Source organism: Sphingobacterium cellulitidis (genome assembly GCF_043187465.1).
In the GTDB taxonomy this organism is placed as follows: Bacteria; Bacteroidota; Bacteroidia; order Sphingobacteriales; family Sphingobacteriaceae; genus Sphingobacterium; species Sphingobacterium cellulitidis.
Genome location: NZ_CP171136.1, coordinates 675,333 through 698,076, shown reverse-complemented (window position 1 = coordinate 698,076; position 22,744 = coordinate 675,333). Strand labels below are relative to the sequence as shown.

At 38.5% G+C, this 22,744-nt stretch carries 19 protein-coding genes and 5 tRNA genes; 5 read left to right on the top strand and 19 right to left on the bottom strand.

The window, feature by feature from the left end:
* Positions 1-120: 120 nt before the first annotated feature.
* The 15 genes from rplL to ACF3OC_RS02960 all read right to left on the bottom strand — a co-directional run bounded on the left by rplL (position 121) and on the right by ACF3OC_RS02960 (position 9,062).
* Positions 121-501 carry a 50S ribosomal protein L7/L12 gene (rplL, locus tag ACF3OC_RS03030; RefSeq protein ID WP_093098564.1) on the bottom strand — a complete coding sequence of 127 codons (381 nt, stop codon included), beginning with the start codon at positions 499-501 and terminating at the stop codon, positions 121-123.
* A gap of 79 nt (positions 502-580) precedes the next feature.
* Positions 581-1,099 carry a 50S ribosomal protein L10 gene (gene rplJ / locus ACF3OC_RS03025; RefSeq protein WP_094255403.1) on the bottom strand — a complete coding sequence of 173 codons (519 nt, stop codon included), beginning with the start codon at positions 1,097-1,099 and terminating at the stop codon, positions 581-583.
* Positions 1,100-1,101: 2 nt separating this feature from the next.
* Entirely contained in the window at positions 1,102-1,800 is a 699-nt protein-coding gene (gene rplA / locus ACF3OC_RS03020; RefSeq protein ID WP_094255404.1) for a 50S ribosomal protein L1, read from the bottom strand.
* 22 nt (positions 1,801-1,822) lie between these two features.
* Entirely contained in the window at positions 1,823-2,266 is a 444-nt protein-coding gene (rplK, locus tag ACF3OC_RS03015) for a 50S ribosomal protein L11 (protein ID WP_094255405.1), read from the bottom strand.
* Between the two features lie 153 nt (positions 2,267-2,419).
* Positions 2,420-3,643: a VCBS repeat-containing protein gene (locus ACF3OC_RS03010; protein ID WP_094280181.1), complete on the bottom strand. Its 1,224-nt coding sequence runs from the start codon at positions 3,641-3,643 to the stop codon at positions 2,420-2,422.
* Positions 3,644-3,727: 84 nt separating this feature from the next.
* A complete protein-coding gene (locus ACF3OC_RS03005) occupies positions 3,728-4,744 on the bottom strand; it encodes a glycoside hydrolase family 18 protein (protein ID WP_094280182.1) in 1,017 nt (338 codons plus the stop codon).
* Positions 4,745-4,751: 7 nt separating this feature from the next.
* On the bottom strand, positions 4,752-5,975 hold the full coding sequence (locus tag ACF3OC_RS03000) for a DUF5009 domain-containing protein (RefSeq protein WP_256962486.1): 1,224 nt from the start codon (positions 5,973-5,975) through the stop codon (positions 4,752-4,754).
* A gap of 192 nt (positions 5,976-6,167) precedes the next feature.
* Positions 6,168-6,713, bottom strand: coding sequence for a transcription termination/antitermination protein NusG (gene nusG / locus ACF3OC_RS02995; protein WP_093098554.1), 546 nt, complete (start codon positions 6,711-6,713; stop codon positions 6,168-6,170).
* Positions 6,714-6,734: 21 nt separating this feature from the next.
* Entirely contained in the window at positions 6,735-6,929 is a 195-nt protein-coding gene (secE, locus tag ACF3OC_RS02990; protein WP_094255409.1) for a preprotein translocase subunit SecE, read from the bottom strand.
* A 24-nt stretch (positions 6,930-6,953) separates the two neighbouring features.
* Positions 6,954-7,024: transfer RNA gene (locus ACF3OC_RS02985), tRNA-Trp, on the bottom strand.
* 312 nt (positions 7,025-7,336) lie between these two features.
* Positions 7,337-8,524: an elongation factor Tu gene (gene tuf / locus ACF3OC_RS02980; protein WP_094255410.1), complete on the bottom strand. Its 1,188-nt coding sequence runs from the start codon at positions 8,522-8,524 to the stop codon at positions 7,337-7,339.
* A gap of 72 nt (positions 8,525-8,596) precedes the next feature.
* A tRNA-Thr gene (locus tag ACF3OC_RS02975) sits at positions 8,597-8,668 on the bottom strand.
* A 91-nt stretch (positions 8,669-8,759) separates the two neighbouring features.
* A tRNA-Gly gene (locus tag ACF3OC_RS02970) sits at positions 8,760-8,832 on the bottom strand.
* Positions 8,833-8,881: 49 nt separating this feature from the next.
* A tRNA-Tyr gene (locus tag ACF3OC_RS02965) sits at positions 8,882-8,965 on the bottom strand.
* A gap of 24 nt (positions 8,966-8,989) precedes the next feature.
* Positions 8,990-9,062: transfer RNA gene (locus ACF3OC_RS02960), tRNA-Thr, on the bottom strand.
* Between the two features lie 305 nt (positions 9,063-9,367).
* On the opposite strand from ACF3OC_RS02960, the gene ACF3OC_RS02955 reads away from it, so the two are divergent.
* A complete protein-coding gene (locus ACF3OC_RS02955; protein ID WP_094280184.1) occupies positions 9,368-10,519 on the top strand; it encodes a BamA/TamA family outer membrane protein in 1,152 nt (383 codons plus the stop codon).
* Positions 10,520-10,525: 6 nt separating this feature from the next.
* Here ACF3OC_RS02955 and ACF3OC_RS02950 read toward each other — a convergent pair whose 3' ends face one another.
* The 4 genes from ACF3OC_RS02950 to ACF3OC_RS02935 form a co-directional block, all read right to left on the bottom strand.
* A complete protein-coding gene (locus ACF3OC_RS02950) occupies positions 10,526-10,987 on the bottom strand; it encodes a hypothetical protein (protein ID WP_094280185.1) in 462 nt (153 codons plus the stop codon).
* Positions 10,988-11,011: 24 nt separating this feature from the next.
* Positions 11,012-12,190: a sensor histidine kinase gene (locus ACF3OC_RS02945; RefSeq protein WP_392470860.1), complete on the bottom strand. Its 1,179-nt coding sequence runs from the start codon at positions 12,188-12,190 to the stop codon at positions 11,012-11,014.
* 144 nt (positions 12,191-12,334) lie between these two features.
* Positions 12,335-13,690, bottom strand: coding sequence for a sigma-54 dependent transcriptional regulator (locus tag ACF3OC_RS02940; protein WP_094280187.1), 1,356 nt, complete (start codon positions 13,688-13,690; stop codon positions 12,335-12,337).
* Between the two features lie 15 nt (positions 13,691-13,705).
* The gene (locus ACF3OC_RS02935) at positions 13,706-15,013 is read right to left on the bottom strand and encodes a TolC family protein (protein WP_094280188.1); all 1,308 of its coding nucleotides are present in this window, start codon (positions 15,011-15,013) and stop codon (positions 13,706-13,708) included.
* A gap of 589 nt (positions 15,014-15,602) precedes the next feature.
* Here ACF3OC_RS02935 and ACF3OC_RS02930 point away from each other — a divergent pair.
* The 4 genes from ACF3OC_RS02930 (at position 15,603) to ACF3OC_RS02915 (ending at position 22,492) form a co-directional block, all read left to right on the top strand.
* On the top strand, positions 15,603-16,856 hold the full coding sequence (locus ACF3OC_RS02930) for an efflux RND transporter periplasmic adaptor subunit (protein WP_392470858.1): 1,254 nt from the start codon (positions 15,603-15,605) through the stop codon (positions 16,854-16,856).
* 118 nt (positions 16,857-16,974) lie between these two features.
* Positions 16,975-19,359 (top strand): ABC transporter permease, encoded by a 2,385-nt coding sequence (locus ACF3OC_RS02925; RefSeq protein ID WP_094280189.1) that lies wholly within the window; start codon positions 16,975-16,977, stop codon positions 19,357-19,359.
* A gap of 50 nt (positions 19,360-19,409) precedes the next feature.
* Entirely contained in the window at positions 19,410-20,090 is a 681-nt protein-coding gene (locus tag ACF3OC_RS02920; RefSeq protein WP_392470856.1) for an ABC transporter ATP-binding protein, read from the top strand.
* A 41-nt stretch (positions 20,091-20,131) separates the two neighbouring features.
* Positions 20,132-22,492 carry an ABC transporter permease gene (locus ACF3OC_RS02915; RefSeq protein WP_094280190.1) on the top strand — a complete coding sequence of 787 codons (2,361 nt, stop codon included), beginning with the start codon at positions 20,132-20,134 and terminating at the stop codon, positions 22,490-22,492.
* Positions 22,493-22,744 lie beyond the last annotated feature (252 nt).

The window sequence follows — 22,744 nt, the reverse complement described above, 5'->3', positions numbered from 1 at the left end:
TGATTTAGCCTTCCGATCAAGCATCAGCAGCGGCTTGATCCATACAAATATTTATAAACAGGAATAGACTCTGATAGATTTGGACTATCAGAGTCTAAGTTTTTGGTGCTTTATGCGAGATTACTTAATCTCAACAACAGCTCCAGCTTCTTCTAATTGTTTTTTCAAAGCTTCAGCTTCGTCTTTAGAAACACCAGTTTTTAATTCTTTAGGTGCACCGTCAACTAAGTCTTTTGCTTCTTTCAAACCTAAACCAGCTAAATCTTTAACTAATTTTACGACAGCTAATTTCTGACCACCAGCTTCTTTCAAGATAACATCGAAAGATGTTTTCTCTTCAGCAGCAGCAGCACCATCACCAGCACCTGGAGCAGCAGCAACAGCTACAGCAGCAGCAGCAGGCTCAATACCGTATTCGTCTTTTAAGATATCAGCTAATTCTTTAACTTCTTTTACTGTTAAGTTAACTAACTGTTCAGCAAGTTGTTTTAAATCTGCCATTTTATTTTGAATTTTTGAATGTTCTTTTAAAAAAATTGTTAATTAAAATTTAACGAACGTTTGTTAATGTGAGGGTTCGTTAGCCTCTTTCTTCTAAAGCTTTTACTAAGCCTGAAATTGTATTTCCGCCTGATTGAAGTGCAGAAATAACATTCTTCGCAGGAGATTGAAGTAAAGCAATAACGTCTGCAATAAGTTCTTCCTTAGATTTAAGAGTTACTAATGCATCAAGTTGGTTGTCACCTACGAAAGCAGTCTCTTGAATGTATGCTGCTTTCAATACCGGTTTTTCACCTTCTTTACGTAATTGTTTGATCAATTTCGCGGGAGCATTTCCTGTTTCGGAAAACATTAATGTAGACGCTCCTTTTAATACGCCAAAGATCTCTTCTGAATCTACGCCAGCCTCTAACAACGCCTTCTTAATTAAAGTGTTTTTCACAACTTTAATCTCGATTCCCTGCTCGAAACATTTACGACGAATATTATTCACCTTCTCTACTGTCAGATTAGCAGTATCAGTAATGTAAAAATTACCGTAAGATTTAATCTGTTCTGCTAAAGCTTCAACAATTTCATGTTTAAGTTCTTTTCTCATGATTAAATTCCTGCTACTGATTTAGTTTCAATATGAATACTAGGACTCATAGTTGAAGAAATGTGAATACTCTTGAAGTACGTTCCTTTTGCTGCAGATGGTTTCAAACGTGAAATTGTTTGTAACACTTCTAATGCGTTATCATAGATTTTATCTGCGTCGAAAGACACTTTACCAACTGAAGTGTGGATGATACCTGTTTTGTCAACTTTGAAGTCGATCTTACCAGCTTTTACCTCAGTAACAGCTTTGCCTACTTCCGTAGTTACTGTTCCTGTTTTAGGGTTAGGCATTAAGTTTCTTGGACCTAAAATACGACCCAATTTACCTACTTTCGCCATAACACTAGGCATTGTGATGATAATGTCAACGTCAGTCCAACCACCTTCGATTTTGCTGATATAGTCATCAAGACCTACGTAGTCTGCTCCTGCCGCCTTAGCTTCTTCCTCCTTGTCAGGAGTACACAAAACTAATACACGTACCGTCTTACCAGTACCGTGTGGCAATGTTGCAATACCACGAACCATTTGATTTGCTTTACGAGGATCTACGCCCAAACGAACGTCGATATCCACAGAAGCATCAAATTTGGTGTTGGTGATCTCTTTAACTAAAGCTGACGCTTCCTTTAAAGAGTATGCCTTACCAGCTTCAATTTTGGATAGTGCCGCTTTTTGATTTTTTGTTAATCTAGCCACTGTCTTAAACTGATTTCGTTAATTAATTTTTCCAAGGAGCATCACCAGATACAGTGATACCCATACTACGCGCTGTACCAGCAACCATTCTCATAGCTGATTCTACAGTAAATGCATTCAAATCTGGCATCTTATCTTCCGCAATCGTTTTTACTTGATCCCATGTAATGGAAGCAACTTTCTTACGGTTAGGCTCTCCCGATCCGCTCTTAAGCTTAGCCGCATCCTTTAATTGAACAGCTACCGGTGGAGTTTTAATGATAAAATCAAAAGATTTGTCGGCATATACAGTGATCACAACAGGTAATACTTGACCTGGTTTGTCTTGCGTACGAGCGTTAAATTGCTTACAGAAATCCATAATGTTCACACCTTTAGCACCTAATGCAGGTCCTACCGGTGGAGATGGATTCGCAGCTCCGCCCTTCACTTGTAATTTTACTAACGCACTGACTTCTTTTGCCATTTTTTCTGTGATTTAATTTGTTAAATGTTTGTTAGTAAGTTGGAAGCAATAACGTAACATTTAATTTTCGATAGCCACAAAACATAGTTTTGCAACCAAACGAGGTGCAAAGATAACTAAATATCTGATAATAAAAAAGTATTTTTTATTTTTTTATTTACCTAGTAATAAGCGAACTTGGTCCCCCCAAGCTCCTATCATCAGGTCCGGAATCTTATCCCCATTCACATCCCCAACATCAATCCCCCAAGACCGCTCTACCGTAACCTTCGGAATAACCTCCTCCGTCGCAAAACTGAACTTCCCAGAACCATCATTCCGCAAAGCCTGAACCTGCATTGCCTCAAATGGCGGAATCTTTAATGCACTTAAAATTATATCCCGATCCCCGTCCCGATCAAAATCAATCACATTACACGCGTAAGTCGAAAATGAATAGGCCGGAATACGGGAATCCGTCTCGTCTACAAATTTCCCATCCCCTTTGTTCATAAATAATCTACCGGTAGGGTTCCGCTCCTTCTGTCCACCATTACTCGTCAGGTTCGCAAAAAAGATATCCTCTTTGCCATCTCCATCCGCATCAAATACAATCACCTCTCGACTATGCAAGGGCTCCGAAGTCTGTAATGCACCTTCCTTCTCCGTAAAATTTCCCTTTCCATCATTGAAGTATAAGCGACTTGGTGGTGTTTCAGTTCCTAAGACCATATCCAGATCACCATCTCCATCGGCATCAAATAATTTCACCGACTGAACTTCATCATGATTGTCCGGAACACTACCTTCTGGCGAATTCTTTAAATACCCAGGTTTATCCGGATCATTCAACCAAACAAATGTGCGAGCTCCCTCTCCAGTATTCCCAATGACAATATCGGGAAGACCATCCCCATTCACATCGCCTATATCTAAACCATTCCCTTCGCTCTTTCCGAGTAAGCGGTCAGATACATTTCGAAATGTACCATCTCCATTGCCCAAGTAATATTCATGGGTCTTATTATCTTCGGCAACAAATACCACATCCGCAAAGCCGTCATTATCCATGTCTGCAACCCGAACATGTTCGGTATCATTGTTTTCATTGGCAAAAACATCCTTCTTCCAGCTGTAATTCCCATTCCCATCATTGATATATAACCTGTTGGGCTGATTTTCTAAAGCAAGGACAATATCCAAAGAACCATCTCCATTGACATCAACCAATGCCACATCCAAGGCATGTGTTTTTGGATCTAGGGGCAAACTACTCTCTGTAATATCTGAAAAATAAGCTGTCTCATTATCTTGAGCAAATGCGATATGACCAATGTTCAGGAGACAAAATATCCCTACATAGCCCAAATAATTGGGTTTTATTCTTGTAAGTTCCATAAGCTTGAATTTTTAGTTTAAACAGAAAATGAATTCACTATTCCCTAAATATCAACAATTTAAATGACATTTTGTTTATCTTTCCTATTTCAACCCTTCATATAAGGCTTTGCTCAAGGTCAGGTTCGCATCATCGCCTTTAAATTCCCAATACATCGCACCCAATATTCCCTGGGATTTGATATAGGCCGCTTTTTCACGAATGGATTTCTCATTTTCAAAAGTCAACACCAGAGTTCCTGTGCTATCCACCAAATAGGGAACCTTGGATTGATCATCCCATTTCTCCTCAAATTGGGTCAGCTTAGGAACATCCTTGAACAATACGAAATCACTAACTTGTTTCTTATCTCCTCTTCCATAAAATGGAATTCCCATCACCAACTTTTTCTTTGGTACTCCTGCATCAATATGTGCTTGCAAGGCCCCCACAAGGGTAATCCTTCCTGCCAAATCAGAATCATAAAGACTATTATGTTGCAATGGAGGTTTCGAAACATCATACATCATGATATTTACAAAATCTATATCCTTATCAATCGCCTTAAAGTCAATAAACCTTCCATCTGCAATGGTAGCAAGGGTCAGTAGTTTCTTTTTCCCTATCGCCTTCCGAATGTCATTCATCAGCAAGGTAAAGTTCTTGGTATCATCTGGAGAAGATGAAATTCCAGCTTCATTGCTGGTTGGGTATTCCCAATCTATATCAATCCCATCAAGATTAAACTCCTTCACAATTTTTTGGCAATCACGCGCAAAGCCCAATCGATTATTGGCATCTGCGGCCATTTCGCTAAATCTACCCGACGTCCATCCTCCAATGGATAAAAGAATTTTCAAATCTGGACTTTGTTTCTTCAATGCAACTACTTCTTTCAAACGCTCAGGGTTATCCACAATTACTCCATTAAAAGTTTTGTTAACATGTCCAAAAGCATAATTGATATGACTAATCAGGTTCGGATCCGGAAGGGGGCCTTTCCCTGAAGTGACATAGGCAATAATAATAGGTTTCTTATTTTTTGCAAACAGGTTAAATGGAACTGCTAGCAATAAAATCAAACCCAGGAACAATAGCTGATTAATGTGATTTCTTTTCATATTATAATTAGAGTTTAAGTTTAATACCCATACGGTTCAAGAGGATGCCAAACCAGAGCATAAGATATGCCCAGACCAAAGAACCTAGTACCGCCAACCACATATGATCCATCTGTTTATAGAAAAACAAAGGTATTGCCAAGCCCCAAACCAAAAAATAGATGAGATCAGGTGCCAAGTAGGTGGTCAATGAATTTTGTCCTACAGATTCAAATAGCTTGCTGAATTTTGAATTTCCTCGTACATCAATCAGGTAATATATCAGGACAAATAGTATAATGCTGATTCCATTACACAAGAGCCCCCAGGAAGGGGTAGCTCGAATTTTGGAAACTATAAACCACTGATGGAAGATCAATCCCAATATCAAACTGACCAATCCATATAAGGTTAAATAAATAGCCAATTTCCTCCAATCTGTTGCATACTTTTTAACAATTAGGGTTGCTGCCAATCCTGAAAGCACAATCATCGGTACATTACCATGAAGTACCACATCAAAGAATTCTTGGAAAGAAATAATATTCGGGATCCATCCATTTAAGGAGGAAACATTCAGAAATAAAAAGAATATTATGGCCAAAAAGGCTGCCCATAGTTTGTCCTTTAGGAGGAGGTAAACTGATCCGGCAACCAAGTATCCCCAGCCGATTTGTCCTAAGATACCCCACCAGCTTTTTTCAAACCAACCCACTGATTCTGCAGTACCGGACCGAAACAAATAGGCCAAAATGACCAAGCCAATGATTCCAATCCATTTGAGGCTGATAAATAAATTACGATGTTTATCCTTGGGGTAATTATTCCAGATGAGAAATATACAGACATAGACCAAGCCCAACCAAAGTAATTTATTCATCCCTGTCAACTCCGGATTTAAGCTGGAAGAATTCACCACCAAAAGCCCGATTATGATCAAACTAATGGACCTACTAATGATATGAAACCAGATTTGCCAGGTTGGCTCCCCTATTTTGCGTCTCGCGGCTACCGCATAAGGTATTGCCATTCCAACCATAAACAGGAATCCAGGAAACACCCAATCCGCCAATCCCATTCCATCCACTTGTGCTTCGGTATGCAACATCCACTTCGGCACTCCTGGCATATACAGGTCATTCACAAACAACATCAGAAACAAGGTCAAGCCTCGCATAATATCAATTGCGCGAACACGAATTTTCTTTGGAGCCGTTAAATTAGGCAAGTTGGTTTCAGGATGTAACATCATTAATTTAGGTGATTCAATTGCTAAATATACAAATTATCAGCATAGAATGAGAGCCATTGGGAGGCGCTGAATGTTTCCCAAGTCAATTGGGATAAAAATTTCTGAAAAGCAAAAAGCCTTATCCAGATGGATAAGGCTTTTGTTATCTTTATTTAAATTGTCAGTATTTATATACTAACTCCTAAATATCTTTTATTCTTTTTCAACTTGCATGTAGTTCAATTCAAGAGGAGTTTTACGACCGAATACTTTCACCATTACGGTTAATTTTTTCTTGTCTTCATGAACCTCTTCAATTTCACCAGTAAATCCATTGAAAGGACCGTCATTTACTTTCACGGTTTCACCTACGTAATAAGGTACGCTGATGGATTCACCTTGTTCTGCCATTTCATCAACCTTACCTAAGATACGGTTAACTTCAGCTGGACGTAAAGGGATTGCATTACCTGCTTTATCGCCTAAAAATCCGATAACGCTATTTACGTTTTTGATTGCGTGTTCGATCTCACCGTCTAATGCCGCTTCGATCAAAACATATCCAGGGTAGTAGTTACGTTCTTTGGCAACTTTCTTGCCATCGCGCATTTGGTAGTATTTCTCCATCGGGATTAACACTTGTGTTACCAAATGTTGAATGCCTAAGCGGTTAATTTCAGCTTCCAGGTATTGTTTTACCTTTTTCTCTTTTCCGCTCACAGCACGCACAACGTACCACTTTAAACTTTGATCTGCCATAATACTGTTTGGATTAGAAAATTAAGACGCTGTATTGTACAGCAGTTCCATTACATTGCTTGATGCTTTATCCATTATGAAAATTACCAATGCAATAATAACAGATGCAACAAGTACAATAACCGCATGACTTTGCAGTTGAGCCCAAGTAGGCCAAGTCACTTTCTCGGTAACCTCTGTATAAGAGTCCTTAATAAAATCAAGTACTTTTGCCATTTTTTAAGTTTCTATTTTTATTAGCACGGGCACCAGGATTCGAACCCAGATCAAAGGTTTTGGAGACCTCTATTCTACCATTGAACTATGCCCGTGTAGATTTTTTTGATGTTGCAAATATAGGCTTTAGACCCCATTGCAGCAAATATTATTTCAATTTATTTCCGATTTTCGAAAGATTTTTTTTGTTGTAAAACCCTTGCTGTGATTCTACAATATCAATTCCCTGAACATCAGGAAACAGAACGATTTAAACCTCAGAAAATCAGAAAATTATTCATGCTACCAATTCCGCATGAATAGATTTGCAGGCTGTAATGCCGAACAAAAAACTGATAATCTTTGAAAAAATAAGCTAATTAGCATGAGCCAATTAGCTTATTTCTTATGTAGATAATCTCTAAAGATTATTTTACGATTTCAGTTACCTGACCAGCACCTACTGTACGACCACCCTCACGGATAGCGAAACGTAGACCTTTTTCCATTGCGATAGCGTTGATCAATTTAACACTGATTGTTACGTTATCACCTGGCATAACCATTTCAGTACCTTCTTCTAGAGTGATTTCTCCAGTTACGTCAGTTGTACGGAAATAGAACTGAGGACGGTATTTGTTAAAGAACGGAGTGTGACGACCACCTTCTGCTTTTGACAATACGTAAACCTCTGCTTTGAAGTCTGTGTGAGGAGTTACTGAACCTGGTTTACAGATAACCATACCACGACGGATATCAGTTTTCTCAATACCACGTAACAATAAACCTACGTTATCACCTGCTTCACCGTAATCTAAGATCTTACGGAACATCTCAACACCTGTTACTGTAGATTTCAAGTTCTCAGCACCCATACCTAAGATCTCAACTGGATCACCAGAGTTGATTACACCTCTTTCGATACGACCTGTAGCAACTGTACCACGACCAGTGATTGAGAATACGTCCTCGATAGGCATCAAGAAAGGAAGATCTGTCAAACGTGGAGGAATTGGAATGTAGTTATCTACCGCGTCCATTAATTCCATGATTGAATCAACCCACTGAGTCTCACCGTTCAAAGCTCCTAATGCAGAACCTTTGATTACAGGAACGTCATCACCTGGGAATTCGTAGAATGATAATAATTCACGAACTTCCATTTCAACTAAGTCTAATAACTCAGAGTCATCAACTAAGTCTACTTTGTTCAAGAAAACTACTAACGCAGGAACACCTACCTGACGAGCTAATAGGATGTGCTCGCGAGTTTGAGGCATAGGACCATCTGTAGCAGCAACTACGATGATAGCTCCATCCATCTGTGCAGCACCCGTTACCATGTTCTTAACGTAATCGGCGTGACCTGGACAGTCAACGTGTGCATAGTGACGGTTAGCTGTTTGGTATTCTACGTGTGAAGTGTTAATTGTGATACCACGCTCTTTCTCTTCAGGAGCAGAGTCAATTGAATCAAATGAACGAGCCTCTGAAAAACCTTTATCAGCTAAAACTTTAGTGATAGCAGCTGTTGTAGTTGTTTTACCGTGGTCAACGTGACCGATAGTACCAATGTTTAAGTGCGGTTTACTACGGTCAAATTTCTCTTTTGCCATGTTTATGCGAATTAGTAATTATAAAATATTTCTTTTAATTAATCTTACAAAGTTACAAAACTTATGTATTCGAGCCAAAGATGGGATTTGAACCCACGACCTCTTCCTTACCAAGGAAGTGCTCTACCCCTGAGCTACTTCGGCTTACAAAAAGCTTATTTACAGATATAAGCCTCTACCCTTTTTAAAAATAAATGTTTAAGAAGACAGAGACTTAGATTTGTTTTATAAATTGAGCGGAAGACGAGGTTCGAACTCGCGACCTATAGCTTGGAAGGCTATCGCTCTACCAACTGAGCTACTTCCGCTTAAGAGTTTGTCACTCAGGAACCCCGAAAGGATAAGGACAAACTTTTTTGGTGGAGGGAGAAGGATTCGAACCTTCGAAGCCGAAGCAACGGATTTACAGTCCGTCCCATTTGACCGCTCTGGAACCCCTCCAGACCTACAACTTGCGTTGTTTTGAGCCTCCTATCGGAATCGAACCAATGACCTACTGATTACAAGTCAGTTGCTCTACCAGCTGAGCTAAGGAGGCATATTTAATTTAATAAAACTTTCTGTTTTAAAGAACGTCTATCCTTGGATAGCGAGTGCAAAAATCTAATATTAATCTGATATTCGCAAGTTTTATTTTTATTTTTTTTTCTACTTAAAGAACAACATCATTTCAGTACCTATTCTCCCGATTTGATGTTGCAAAGATAGCTAACCGCTGAACATATCAAAAATATTTGGTCATTTTTTTTGCTCCTGAAAACCATATCATTGATATGCAAGTAAATAATTTTCATATCCCATTCAATTCAATACCCTATATTTGTCCCTTTAACTGCATTTGATTTGAAAAAATATACTATACTCTGCGCCATTTTAACTTCCATTACCTGCTTTCCTTCCCAAAGTAATGCCCAAGAAAAGAATGGCATCATCCAAAAATTCATCCAAAAGTTCGTCTCCTCCAAGAAAGATTCTTCCCGTTCCGGAAGTTTCGTCGTACTCCCCGCAATTGGATATGCCCAAGAAACAGGTTTCGAATACGGTATCGCAGGGACCTATAATTTCTATATTGATAAAGAAAATCTTGATAGCAGAACCTCCAATGTAACACTCATCGGAACGCTTACCACCAAAAAACAAAAAAATATCAAGTTAACTTCCGACATCTGGACCAAAAACAATGACTACCATATCCTCAGTGAAATGCGATTCAGAGATTGGCCATTTAACTTCTACGGAATTGGAAATGACACCTGGAAATCCGATGAAGATTACCTCGATCAAAAACTTTACCGCATCAAATTAGATGGTGAAAAAAGATTCGCCCCTAACTTTTATGCCGGACTGAACTTGAATTACGAGAATTTTCAATTTAATGACATGGAAGCCGGTGGCGTCTTTGAATCCCCGGAAGTATATGGTAAAGAAGGTGGACAATATTTGGCTATCGGGGTTTCTGCCTTATATGACACCCGAAATAATACCACTTACACTACCAAAGGGTTTTACTCCCGTGCAAAATATAGCGTAGCTCCTAATTTATTTGGAAAAGACAACTTTATAGGAAATCAGGTAGAATTAGATCTTCGCGGCTTTTACCCGATTACAAAACAATTGACAGTCGCTGCTCAGGGTTTATATCGTGGTACCTATGGGAAGAATGTTCCGTTTTACGTTATGCGCGATTTGGGTGGTGATATGACCATGCGTGGCTATTACCTCGGTCGATATAAGGATAAAAATTACCTGACGGCTCAAGCAGAATTAAGATATAGATTCCACCCAAGAATTGGGATCAATGGATTTCTGGGAACAGGGAGTACCTTCTCCAAACAACATGATATGCGTTTGGTTCCATCATTTGGTGCTGGACTCAGATATTTCTTCAGCTTGGAACATAATAGTAGCATCCGCTTTGATTACGCCTATGGCGAGCAAAGACCCGGCGAAAAAAGACAATCTGGCTTCTACCTCAGTATAAGTGAAGCTTTTTAATTTTTCCTAATTCAGGTACCTCAATAAAAAGTCTTCTTTACGTTGGCCTTCTCTTTTCAAGATGATTCCAAAATGAAATAAATTGATGGAAACTGTAACCTCCTCATTGGAGATTAGGGTTTTCCATTTCTTGATTTGCTTATATGGCTCATGGATAATCAGAATCTTTCCAGAATCAATAAGAGAAATTAACTCCTCCTCATCTCGGATAGTTTTTACCCAATAGGCTTCGGAATTGTTTTCCTTTAAATCATCAGTCAACTTTTCAATTTCCCAAAAGCTCAGGATATTCTTTAGTTTGGAATAATACTTAACCTTAAATCCCTCTGGGAAATCTACGTGATGTTTGCTTTTAAAGGTAGGATTATAGATCACTTTTTCGGCCAACGCATACACAAATGGAGAATGTGTGCCATGACGACTATTGGAAATCAAAAAATGATAGATATAATTGAAAAGATACCGCATTGCGGCACAAAAATACAAATTGCTTTAGAATTGTAGGGTAAAAGTACTTCCTTCACCCTCCTTACTGTCTACAGAAATGTTTCCACCATGCATCAACATGATTTGTTTACTCAAGGTCAGACCCACTCCTGTACCGGTTTTCTTGGTGGTAAAGAAGGGCGTAAAGATCTGCTCCTGAATCTCTGGAGACATACCCCCACCATTGTCCTGAATCTTCAATTGGATAATATCCCGCGTTTCGATAGCAGACAAACTAATATAGGGCTCTTCGACTTCCTTGACCGCCTCAATTGCATTCAACAACAGGTTTATGATTACCTGTTCTAATAAGTTCAAATCCGCTCTCAGAATCATCCGCGTATTCTTAATGATAATATCAACATCGATATTTTTCTGAATCAAGGTTGGTTCCAATAATTGATAGATATTCTCGAAAAGCTGAATCACTAAAATCTCTGAAAATTGTGGCTGGTCGACTTTATTGATCAAACGATAACTCTTGGCAAACTGCAATAAGCCTTCACTCCTACGTTTGATGGTGAAAATACCAAGTTTGAGATCATCAATTTCTTGTTCACCTTCCCAATGTTCCAAACGATCATGTAAGGTTTCAGCCAATGAGCTAATGGGTCCAATAGAGTTCATGATTTCATGGGTCAGAACCCGAAGTAGTTTATGCCATGCCCTGGTTTCAGTCTCGTCAATGGCCTCATTGATATTTTGGTAAACAATAATTCTGAAGGATCCATCCTGGGTTTCAAAGCCTGAACTTTGCATGAGCAACTTAATCTTTCCTTTGCTGGAATGGGCAGTTTCCATTTGATGCTTGCCAACTTTCAACTGCATGGTTTTTTGATAGAGCTCAGGATGACGCTTTTCCATGCCGGAGATATTTCCCAAGTGCGGCACCTGAAAAAGATCCTTAAAGGCATCATTCAACCAAATTACCTTGCCTGAATCCGCATCATAAAAGATGATGGCAGTATCCAACATATTGATCACTTTATTCAGATACTGGTGTTGAAGCGCTTGATCAATACTGATATTCTTATAAACATCGTTGATCTGATTAAAAGCCGAATACAGTTTTCCTTCAGCAGTTTTTTCACTTTTAACAACAAATCTTCTTGTAAAATCACGGTATTTGACAGCTTCTGAAAACTCGACCATCTGCTTCAAGAGGAAGCGATGTCTTGAAAACATGCGAAAAGAAAAGATGAGGAGAAATAAAAAGCCAAGACCTGCATAAAGATAGAATCCTTTAAAAATTAAAAATGCGATCCCTATAGCCAAGACTATAAGCAACAGCATCTTAAAAAAATCTGTTATGGCAAGCCTGTTCATTGATTACAGGTTATATTTTTCCAACCTACGGTAAAGTGCTGCACGAGTAAGCCCCAATTCCTTGGCTGCTTTACTGATATTCCCATTAAACCGATCTATTGCAGACTTGATGGCCTTACGTTCCATCTCTTCCAGGTTATGCGAGGAGAAGTCATTTAGGATGGGCTTTTCTTCAATCTGCTGCTCAATCGGAGAAAATAAGATATCCTCTGCACGAATACTCGCCTGATCAGACATAATTACAGCTCTCTCAATGCTATATTGTAGTTCCCTGACATTGCCCGGAAAATGGTATGCTTTTAATTTGGTTAAGGCATCGGATTCAAATCCACTTACATTTTTATGGTATTTCCCATTATAGAATTTTAGGAAATGCTCTGCCAATAGCGGAATATCGCCTACCCTTTCTCGCAATGGCGGTACCTGAATTTCTAAGGTATTGATTCTGTAGATTAAATCTTTTCTAAATCGATTTTCATCAGCAAGTACCTTCAAAGGCACATTCGTTGCGGAAATCAATCGGATATCAACTGGTATAGGCTGACTTGATCCCAATGGAACTACTGCCCTATTTTGTAGAACACTCAACAATTTTGCTTGCTGTTGCAAACTGATATTTCCAATTTCATCCAAAAACAGAGTTCCGGCATCAGCATGTTCGAAACGTCCTTTTCGGTCCTCACGTGCATCCGTAAATGCACCTTTCTTATATCCAAAAAGCTCACTTTCAAACAAGGTTTCGGTCAATGATCCCACATCCACCTTAACAAAAGCCTCTTTCACCCGTAATGAACGTTGATGAATAGCATTGGCAATCAAATCTTTCCCGGTACCATTTTCACCTAAGATCAGAATATTCGCTTCCGTAGGTGAAACCTTATCCAGCTTGTATTGTAAATCCTCCATGATAGCAGAATTTCCAATAATACCATGCTGGTCTCGAGGATTAACGACAACCTTATCCTTTTGGCTAGGCCTACTCTCTTCGTAAATGGTATTTAAGGTATTTAATAATTGTTCGTTTTGCCATGGCTTAACGATAAAATCAGAAGCGCCTTGTTTTAGGGATTTAACAGCCAAATCCACTGCCCCATAAGCTGTAATCATGACGACATTAACCTTCGGAAAATGGGTCTTGATTTTCGACAACCAAAACAAACCCTCGTTCCCGGTATTAATCGCACTCTTATAGTTCATGTCAAGCATAACGATATCCACTGGATTCTTTTCCAGGATATTCATTAACCGCTCTGGATTATGTTCTACTAATACTTCTTTAACGTTTGGTCTTAATAGGATTCGTGTGGCAGTTAATAAATCTTGGTCGTCATCGACAACTAAAATGGTCGCTTTCTTCATCGCAAGCTAAGTTAACTATAAATTTAATGAACCTGCATAATAATCATTCACATATTTTTGCATCAACCATTCGTACTGTTTGATAATTAATTGACTGCGGGTGGCATCTAATTTATTCTTAGCAGTTAAATAAATTACGGAGTTGCTATTGCCGGCTTCAAAATGAACCGTTGCGATTCTAAAGGATTCAGCGTAACTAACTTCCTGATCGCGCAAATTCAACACATTCTTTTGGGTTGTGTTCAAATTAAATACCGCTTGTGCCGTCTGCATCCTTAACTCATTTCTCAAAATATCCCGGTTCAGGTTAGCATCACTTAAAGATACTTGTGCTAATCTAACCTGTGTTCTATTCTTGAATTGATTGAATATAGGAATGGATAAAGACAATCCAACGCCCTTGCTTAAGTTATTCTTGATCTGATTGAAAACGGCCCCACCTTCACGACTATAATTGGAACTCATTCCACCACTTAAGGATAAGCTAGGCCAGTAATTGGACTTGGCAACCTTAATTCCTTCTTCCATTTCCTTGATTCGCCAATCCATAGCTTTGTATTGAGGCAAGGCATTTAAGGATTGTTGAAATAACTCCTCCGAACTTTTCACCTGTATTTCGGCAGGGATATCTATGGATTCTAATTCCGTAAGGCTATTAACATCAATATTCATTAAGCCAGCAAGCGTTACCCGAGCATCATTTAAGGTTTGCTTTGTTAATTCTACAGTATTCAGATCACTACTGTATTGTCCTTTGATATCATAAAGATCACCAGGATTGGTAGCACCTTCCTTATTCAAGATTTCATTTCGGTGGAGTTGCTCTTTGGTAACTGCTAATTGACCTTCAGTTTGCATCAGCATATCCTGAGCGGTCAATACTTTTACATAAGCTTCAATTACATCCAGCTTCAAATCATTTACAAATCCTTCGTACTCCAATTTTCCGGCATCCAAGGCATTGGAACGCATCCGAATATTATGAATAATCGCAAATCCGTTAAAAATCGGGACGTTTAAGCTCAGGGACTGTCTCCCTGAGCTATTGTTTTTATCTATGTATTGATTGGTAGTCGGGTCGATAGTCCTTCCTTGGGATATATCATGGCCAACACTGGCATTCAAGGAAGGCAAGCGATCATATTTCGCTTGTTTATGTTGTAGATCAGCACGATCCACAATAAGTTCATTTTTTTTCAGGCTTGGGTTATTTTGAATTGCTTGCTGAATGCAATCGGCCAAGGACAGGGAGCCACCCTGTCCTTTTGCCGTGCTAACTAAACAACAAACAAATATGATTACGTAATAGTAATTTCTTTTCATCTAAATTTCATTTCCCACTCCATTCCATAGGCTGTGCCAAATAATTAACACGCTGATTTTCAAAATATTAATATTTATAGTCCAGTTAACCTGTTCGGCTTCGAACAGGAAAGTGTTCGCTTATGAACACTCAAAATAAGTTCGGATTGGATTTTTACGCTGTAGTCGTATTCAGGCTAAATACAATTCTTCTTCAAAGCAAAATTTACTTATCTCCACAGGTTTATCGGACCTTCCTCGGACCTTCTTCGCAAAAATTCGAACAAGATCCGAAGAAGGTCCGGAGAAAGTCCCTAGAAAATCCGGTAAAACATCTAATTATTCCCATATTTTTCCCCTATTTTTTTCGAATTCAGCCATAAAGCTTAAATCCCAAAAATTTATTTGGAAATTCTTGTTTTCGGGCTTGTCCATTTATTATTATATGCCCTTTTAATAATCTGTAAATAGATTGTTCAGCATCGCACAATTACTGTTCGCTTTCGAACAGTAATTAAAGGGTAAAATTATTTAATCAGTTGATTTTCATTCACTTAAAACTTTGGCACAACCTTGTCTATGCATTTATCAAATTTGAATATAGAATTACATGGACAGACCGATTAAACAGAATAAGTGGAATACCAAAAGAATATTGACTATTGCCGGAATTGCGGGTATTGTCGCTCTGATTGGAGCTAGTTACTATTACACCAGTGGAAATAGTAAATTGAATGTAGATGCTGAGCGTATTTCCATTTTCGAGGTAAAAGAAGATACATTTCAAGAATTTATTCCGATCAACGGTTCGGTATTACCGATCAGCAGCATTTACCTGGATGCTTCTGTAGGAGGCCGTGTTGAAGAAAAATATGTGGAAGATGGTGCTCATCTTCATAAAGGGGATCCGATTATGCGTCTTTCCAATACAGATATGGAGTTAAGTCTGGTACAGAATGAAACCCAGGTATTGAACCTATTAACGCAGGCACAAATTGCACAGACCAATGCACAACAAGCGTCCATCTCCAATAAAAACCAGATGGCGGATGTTGAACAAGCTTATAAAGAATCGAAACGTGTTTACGAATTGAATAAAAAACTATTGGCAGAGAAAGCTATTGGATCGCAGGAATATCACAAATCGCTGAACGAGTATAATTACCAAAAAGAGCGTGTGGAATTGACCAAGCAGATCTTGAAACAGGATGAAATTTCAAATAACCAGAAGTTGAACCAAGACCGTAAAACCTATCAAAGTACGCAGCAAGCATTGGATTTGATGCGTAAAAAAGTAGGCGATCTAATCCTTCGTGCTCCGGTTGATGGGCAATTGACCTCCTTTGATGCGGAAGTCGGACAAAATAAAAACCCTGGGGAACGTTTGGGACAGATTGATGTATTGACCGGATTCAAGGTAAGAGCAGAAATTGATGAACACTATATCAACCGCATCTTTCCCGATCTAAAAGGACAATTTTCTATTGGAAATAAAACCTATGAATTGAGAATCAAAAAGGTTTACACCCAAGTGAAAGACGGAAGGTTCCAAGTAGACATGGAGTTTGTTGGAGAAAGACCAGAAGGCATCCGTCGAGGACAAACCCTGACCATTCGTTTAGCATTGAGTGATGAAACCAAAGCCATCTTATTGGCAAAAGGAGGATTCTACCAACAAACTGCCGGAAACTGGATCTTCAAATTGGATAAAGATGGTAAAACAGCTTACCGCACCGATCTCCAATTAGGAAGACAAAATCCAGAATACTATGAGGTATTGAATGGATTAAAACCTGGCGATAAAGTGGTGGTATCGAGTTATGAGACCTATGATAAAATACAGGAATTGAATATAAAGCAATAAGATTTTACCTTAATACTGTCGTCAATGATCTGCTAATTCGATGACGGCAGTTATACAAGGTAAAAGTCCAAATGAATAAATGAAAAATTAAAGGCAATCAACAACCAACAATTAAATTATGATTAAAAACTTCATTAAATCCGCCTTTAGAAACCTCTGGAAAACCAAGGGATATAGTTTCTTGAATATATTTGGTTTAGCCTTAGGAATTACAGTAACTGCCCTAATTTTCCTTTGGGTTCAAGATGAGCTTTCCTACAACGATTATTTCAGCAATAAAAAGGACATCTATGTAGCCAAGTCAAAGCAGACTTATGATGGAAACATCAATGTATTTGGCGCTACGCCAGGTCCATTTGCTAAAGCGATAAAAAAGGATATTCCAGGAATTCTTAATGCAGGTAGGATTGACTGGGGCAATACAAAACTATTTACGGTTGGGGATAAACAGATCTACCAATCTGGAAATTATGTGGATCCAGAAATTCTGAGTATCCTCAATCCAGAATTCTTGGCAGGAAATGCAAAAACAGCATTGGATAACCCAAGCAGCATTGTTTTGAGCGAATCCACTGCCAAACGCTTCTTCAATGATGATAACCCAATTGGAAAGACGATCAAGTTTGACAACAATCAAGTTTATACGGTATCAGCTGTTACCAAGGATTTTCCAAAAAACACGAATTACCGATATGATTGGCTCCTGAATTTCACAATACTGGAAGCTAATAAAAATTTTGGATATGACGCTTGGGGAAATAACAGCATCCAAACCATTGTTCAATTAGAGCCAAATGCAGATTTAAATGCAGTGAATGCGAAGGTTAAGAATTATATAGCCGAGATTAACAATGATAAAGAAGCTAATTCGGAGAATTTCCTGTACCCGATGGAAAGATGGCGCATGTACGATCGATTTGAACAAGGCATTGAAAAAGATGGAAAAATAAAAAACGTTCGATTATTTACTTCTATCGCTTGGTTGGTCTTATTAATTGCCTGTATCAATTTCATGAACCTGTCGACTGCAAGATCTGAAAAAAGAGCAAAAGAAGTCAGCATGCGTAAGATTGTTGGTGCCAAGAAGGGCTCCTTGATTATGCAATTCTTGGGTGAATCCATAGTTTTCGCATTTCTTGCCGGCATTTTGGCTATCGGAATGGTTAAACTAGGATTACCAACATTTAATACCATGGTCAACAAAGAGCTTGCTATTGATTTTGGCAATTGGCAGCAAATTGGATTTATTACTGCCATTATTTTGGTAGTTGGGATCATATCTGGAAGTTATCCAGCATTTTTCCTTTCTTCTTTTGATCCATTGACTACTTTGAAAGGAGGCAAGAGAAAAGCTGGAAGAAGCAATCTTATCCGCAAAGGTTTAGTCATTGCACAATTTACAGCAGCCATTATCTTAATGATATGTACCTCTGTCATTTACCTTCAGATTCAGTATGCCAAGGACCGTGATTTAGGTTTTGACCGGAGTCAGGTTATTATGACGAATATTTTAGGGGATATGTCGAAACATATTCCTGTAATCAAACAAGAGTTGAAGGCAACCGGGAATGTAGAAGTTGTAGGATTGAGTCGTGGCAGCGTCTTGCAAGTTGGTTCTAATACCTCTTCATTCGAATGGGATGGTAAAGATCCGAAGTCTTCGATCTTGATAGGATTTTCCTTTGTAGATGAAGATTTTGTAGATGCCTTAAGCATGAAAATCATGGATGGTAGATCGTTCAGACCTAATCTTTTAGGCGATAGCAGTTCGGTTTTGATCAATGAAAGCATGGCGAAACTGATTCAACCAGATGGCTTAGTAGCCGGGAAGTTGATCAGGTTTCAAGGAGAAGCTTTGACCGTTGCAGGCGTTGTGAAAAATTATGTCTACAACAGTATTTATGATGAAGCAGAACCTTTGGTTTTGGCTCCTCTGTCTATAGGACAAGCCTTTGGCGTAGAAGATGGCATATTAAACATCAAAACAAAAACGGGAGCCGACTTTCCAAAGGTATTGAAAGAGATTGAGGGAATCGTGAAGAAGTATAACCCTGATTTTCCATTCAATTACTCCTTTTTGGATGATGATTTTAACAACTATTTTTCTTCAGAAATGATGCTGCAAAAGTTAGCTAGTTTGTTCTCTATTTTGGCCATCATTATTTCCTGTTTGGGATTATTAGGATTGGCTTCATTTTCAGCTGAACAAAGAGCGCGGGAAGTCAGCATCCGTAAAGTTCTGGGTGCATCAGTCGGTAGACTTGTGAAGATGTTGAACACTGAATTTATTATTTTAGTTGGGATATCATGTTTGATTGCCTTTCCTGTTGCCTGGTGGTTTATGCAGGACTGGTTAAAGGGGTATAATTATCACATGGATATGCCTTGGATGATTTTCCTTATCGTTGCAGGATTGGCATTACTTATCGCCCTCTTTACCATTAGTTCCCAAGCCTTGAGGGCAGCAACAAGCAACCCAACAAAAACATTGCGAAGCGAATAACAATTACCTATTATAAAACTCTATTTTAATTTATTTAAACAAAGAAACACATGATAAAAATAACCAATCTTCAAAAATTCTACCGTACCGAGGAGGTAGAGACCGTTGCCTTAAACGATGTGAACATCCACATTAAGGAAGGTGAATTTGTTGCTGTAATGGGCCCTTCGGGTTGTGGAAAATCTACCCTATTAAACATTATCGGTTTATTGGATGATTTGGATGAAGGTAGTTATCTTTTCAACAATATTGAGGTTGCACACTTCAAGGAAAATAAGCGTTCGGATTTGCGTAAGCATAACATTGGTTTTGTCTTCCAAAGCTTTAACCTAATTGATGAATTAACAGTATTTGAAAACGTGGAACTTCCATTGGTTTACACCAATGTACCTGCGGCAGAGCGTAAAAAGCGTGTTGAGGAAGTTTTGGAAAAGGTTCAGATCATGCACCGCCGAAACCACTTCCCACAGCAGCTATCTGGAGGTCAGCAACAGCGTGTTGCCGTGGCACGTGCAGTAGTAAACAATCCGAAGTTGATCCTTGCCGATGAGCCTACAGGTAACTTGGACTCCAGCAATGGTAATGAGGTGATGCAACTATTAACCGAATTAAATGAAGCTGGAACCACCATCGTTATGGTTACCCACTCTGAACATGACGCAAAATTCTCAGACCGTGTTATCCGTATGCTGGATGGACAAGTAATCTTGGAAACGACTACAGCAGTGTAGTATATCTTAATACTTTACCAAATCGCTAAACAAATAAAATTATGTTAAGAAATTATTTTAAGATCGCCTTTCGAAACTTAAAGAAGAACAAGGGCTTTACATCCATAAATATTGTTGGTTTAGCGATTGGTATGGCATCAGCCATGTTAATTTTGCTGTGGGTTAATTTTCAATTTGGATTCAACAAGAATTTCCCAAAAACAGATCATCTCTATATCGTTGGTAGTCAAGAAGCAACAGATAAGGATACGGCAACTTGGTTTTCAACACCGAAGCCATTGGCGGCCACTGTAAAAGAAGAAATTTCAGGGATAAAAAACGTATCCCGATTAAGTAGGACCAGAGGGTTCTTATTTACAGTTGGGGATAAAAAAGTACCAGCGGGGATAGGTGCTTTTGTAGATTCTGCGTTTTTGAACATGTTTGAATTACCATTATACAATGGGAATAGAAATACCATGTTAATAAACCCCAACAGCATAGTATTATCAGAAAAACTTGCAGATAATCTCTTTGGAACTACCGAGGCATTGGGGAAAACCATTAAACTCGATAGTGCCAACATTCTTACGGTCACAGGAGTGATCAAGGAAACAGAACCTAATTTTATTTTTCAAGGCTATGAATACTATGTTCCTTGGACCTTGATGGAAAAACTTGGTTTTTCAGATGACCTATGGGGAAATAGTTCTGTTGACTTATACGTGGAGATTAATGATAAAAAGCAGCTCCCTCAAATCCAAGAACAAATAAAGGATATTACTCCAAGGCATTCGGATGTAAAAACAAAGAATTTTCTAACTTCTTTTGGAGATTCTTATTTATACAACAAATATGAAAACGGAAAAGTAACAGGTGGAAGGATAGAAATGGTAAAAACATTTATCCTGATTGCCAGCTTGATTTTATTGATTGCCTGTATAAACTTTATGAACCTCAGTACAGCTCAAAGTGAAAAGAGAGCAAAGGAGGTTGGCATTAGAAAGGTGGTAGGTGCACAAAAAAGAAGTTTGGTTTTTCAATTCCTTTCAGAATCGTTATTACTGGCTTGTATTTCAGGTTTAATAGCTTTTATTCTTGTTATCCTGGTCCTTCCATCCTTTAATGATTTAGTGGGCATGAAATTCAGGATTCCGTTTCATGATTTTAGGTTTTGGATGCTACTCGGCGGATTTGTTTTATTCACTGGCTTTTTAGCTGGTATATATCCTGCTTTCTTTTTATCATCCTTTAATCCGGTCAAGGTATTAAAAGGTCGATTATATAGTATTCAGCAAAAAATTAACCCGAGGAAGATTCTTGTAGTTACACAATTTAGCATTGCCTTGATATTGATCGTGAGTACTGTTGTTATCCAAAAACAAATTAAACATGCTCAAGATCGTGATTTTGGCTTTGAAAAAGAGAACCTCATCTATGTTCCAGAGGTTGGAGAAATCACCAAAAATGTTGAATTGATCAAGCATGAACTATTGGATCAAAATGTGGCGCAATCCATAACCCGATTAATGTCACCATTAACTGAGCGCTGGAGTGGTTGGAATGGCTTCACTTGGGAGGGAAAGGATCCAAATAGCATTATTGATTTTAACCGCCAAACCGGCGATGATAAGGTAGTTGAAACCTTGGGTTTCACTCTGATTGCAGGTCGCGATTTTGATTTGACCAAATTCCCTACGGATTCTATGTCCGCCTTGATTAATGAATCAGGAGCAAAGGTCATGGGATTCCAAGATCCTATTGGCAAAATCTTCGATGATGGTGGAAGAAAATTCCAAATCATTGGGGTTATTAAAGATTTTATTCAAGAATCTCCTTTTGAACCTGTTAAACCTTTGGTTATTGAAGGAGCTAGCGGCTGGATGAATAATATTCATATCCGCTTCAATCCGAACTTGACGACAACAGATGCCCTGCAAAAAGCAGAGGCCATCTTCAAAAAATATAATCCTGATTTTCCTTTTGATTACAAATTTGTAGACGAGGCTTATGCTTTGAAATTTAAGGAAACCCAAAAAACCGGAAAACTTGCAGCACTATTTGCAGGGCTGACCATTATTATCTCATGTCTTGGTTTATTTGGATTGGCAGCCTATATGGCAGAAAGCAGAACCAAAGAAATCGGAGTGCGTAAAGTACTAGGTGCATCCGTATTCTCCGTTACCAGGCTATTGTCGAAAGAGTTTATTTTACTAATTGGAATAGCCTGTCTGATTGCTTTTCCTATCGCCTATTGGGTCATGAATAAATATCTCAGCACCTATACTTATAGAATCAATGTCAGCTGGGAAATCTTTGTTTTTACCGCCGTATTGGCTTTATTGATTACAATCCTAACTGTGAGTTATCAATCTATCAAAGCCGCAATGGCAAATCCGGTGAATAGTTTACGAGATGAATAATATATTACCTAATTAATAAGTAAGGGATGACCAAGTTGTTGTCCCTTTATTCAAAATCGAACAACTAATCGTCCGAAAACGAACATATATTATCTTGTCAAAACATACAAAGCATTGCTTTTCAATTATTTATGATTTTGGCAAATGAATTGGAAGTACCAAACAGATATTAATAGAAATAATAATCACAGGTATTTAGGTATCTGAAAACTAATCAAAGACCATGGGAAATCAATCAATAAATGGAGCCCT

Coding starts and splice junctions, on each gene's coding strand:
- rplL (WP_093098564.1), bottom strand. CDS start 501: ATGGCAGATTTAAAACAACTTGCTGAACAGTTAGTTAACTTAACAGTA.
- rplJ (WP_094255403.1), bottom strand. CDS start 1,099: ATGAGAAAAGAACTTAAACATGAAATTGTTGAAGCTTTAGCAGAACAG.
- rplK (WP_094255405.1), bottom strand. CDS start 2,266: ATGGCAAAAGAAGTCAGTGCGTTAGTAAAATTACAAGTGAAGGGCGGA.
- ACF3OC_RS03010 (WP_094280181.1), bottom strand. CDS start 3,643: ATGGAACTTACAAGAATAAAACCCAATTATTTGGGCTATGTAGGGATA.
- ACF3OC_RS03005 (WP_094280182.1), bottom strand. CDS start 4,744: ATGAAAAGAAATCACATTAATCAGCTATTGTTCCTGGGTTTGATTTTA.
- ACF3OC_RS03000 (WP_256962486.1), bottom strand. CDS start 5,975: ATGATGTTACATCCTGAAACCAACTTGCCTAATTTAACGGCTCCAAAG.
- nusG (WP_093098554.1), bottom strand. CDS start 6,713: ATGGCAGATCAAAGTTTAAAGTGGTACGTTGTGCGTGCTGTGAGCGGA.
- secE (WP_094255409.1), bottom strand. CDS start 6,929: ATGGCAAAAGTACTTGATTTTATTAAGGACTCTTATACAGAGGTTACC.
- tuf (WP_094255410.1), bottom strand. CDS start 8,524: ATGGCAAAAGAGAAATTTGACCGTAGTAAACCGCACTTAAACATTGGT.
- ACF3OC_RS02950 (WP_094280185.1), bottom strand. CDS start 10,987: ATGCGGTATCTTTTCAATTATATCTATCATTTTTTGATTTCCAATAGT.
- ACF3OC_RS02945 (WP_392470860.1), bottom strand. CDS start 12,190: ATGTTTTCAAGACATCGCTTCCTCTTGAAGCAGATGGTCGAGTTTTCA.
- ACF3OC_RS02940 (WP_094280187.1), bottom strand. CDS start 13,690: ATGAAGAAAGCGACCATTTTAGTTGTCGATGACGACCAAGATTTATTA.
- ACF3OC_RS02935 (WP_094280188.1), bottom strand. CDS start 15,013: ATGAAAAGAAATTACTATTACGTAATCATATTTGTTTGTTGTTTAGTT.
- ACF3OC_RS02930 (WP_392470858.1), top strand. CDS start 15,603: ATGGACAGACCGATTAAACAGAATAAGTGGAATACCAAAAGAATATTG.
- ACF3OC_RS02925 (WP_094280189.1), top strand. CDS start 16,975: ATGATTAAAAACTTCATTAAATCCGCCTTTAGAAACCTCTGGAAAACC.
- ACF3OC_RS02920 (WP_392470856.1), top strand. CDS start 19,410: ATGATAAAAATAACCAATCTTCAAAAATTCTACCGTACCGAGGAGGTA.
- ACF3OC_RS02915 (WP_094280190.1), top strand. CDS start 20,132: ATGTTAAGAAATTATTTTAAGATCGCCTTTCGAAACTTAAAGAAGAAC.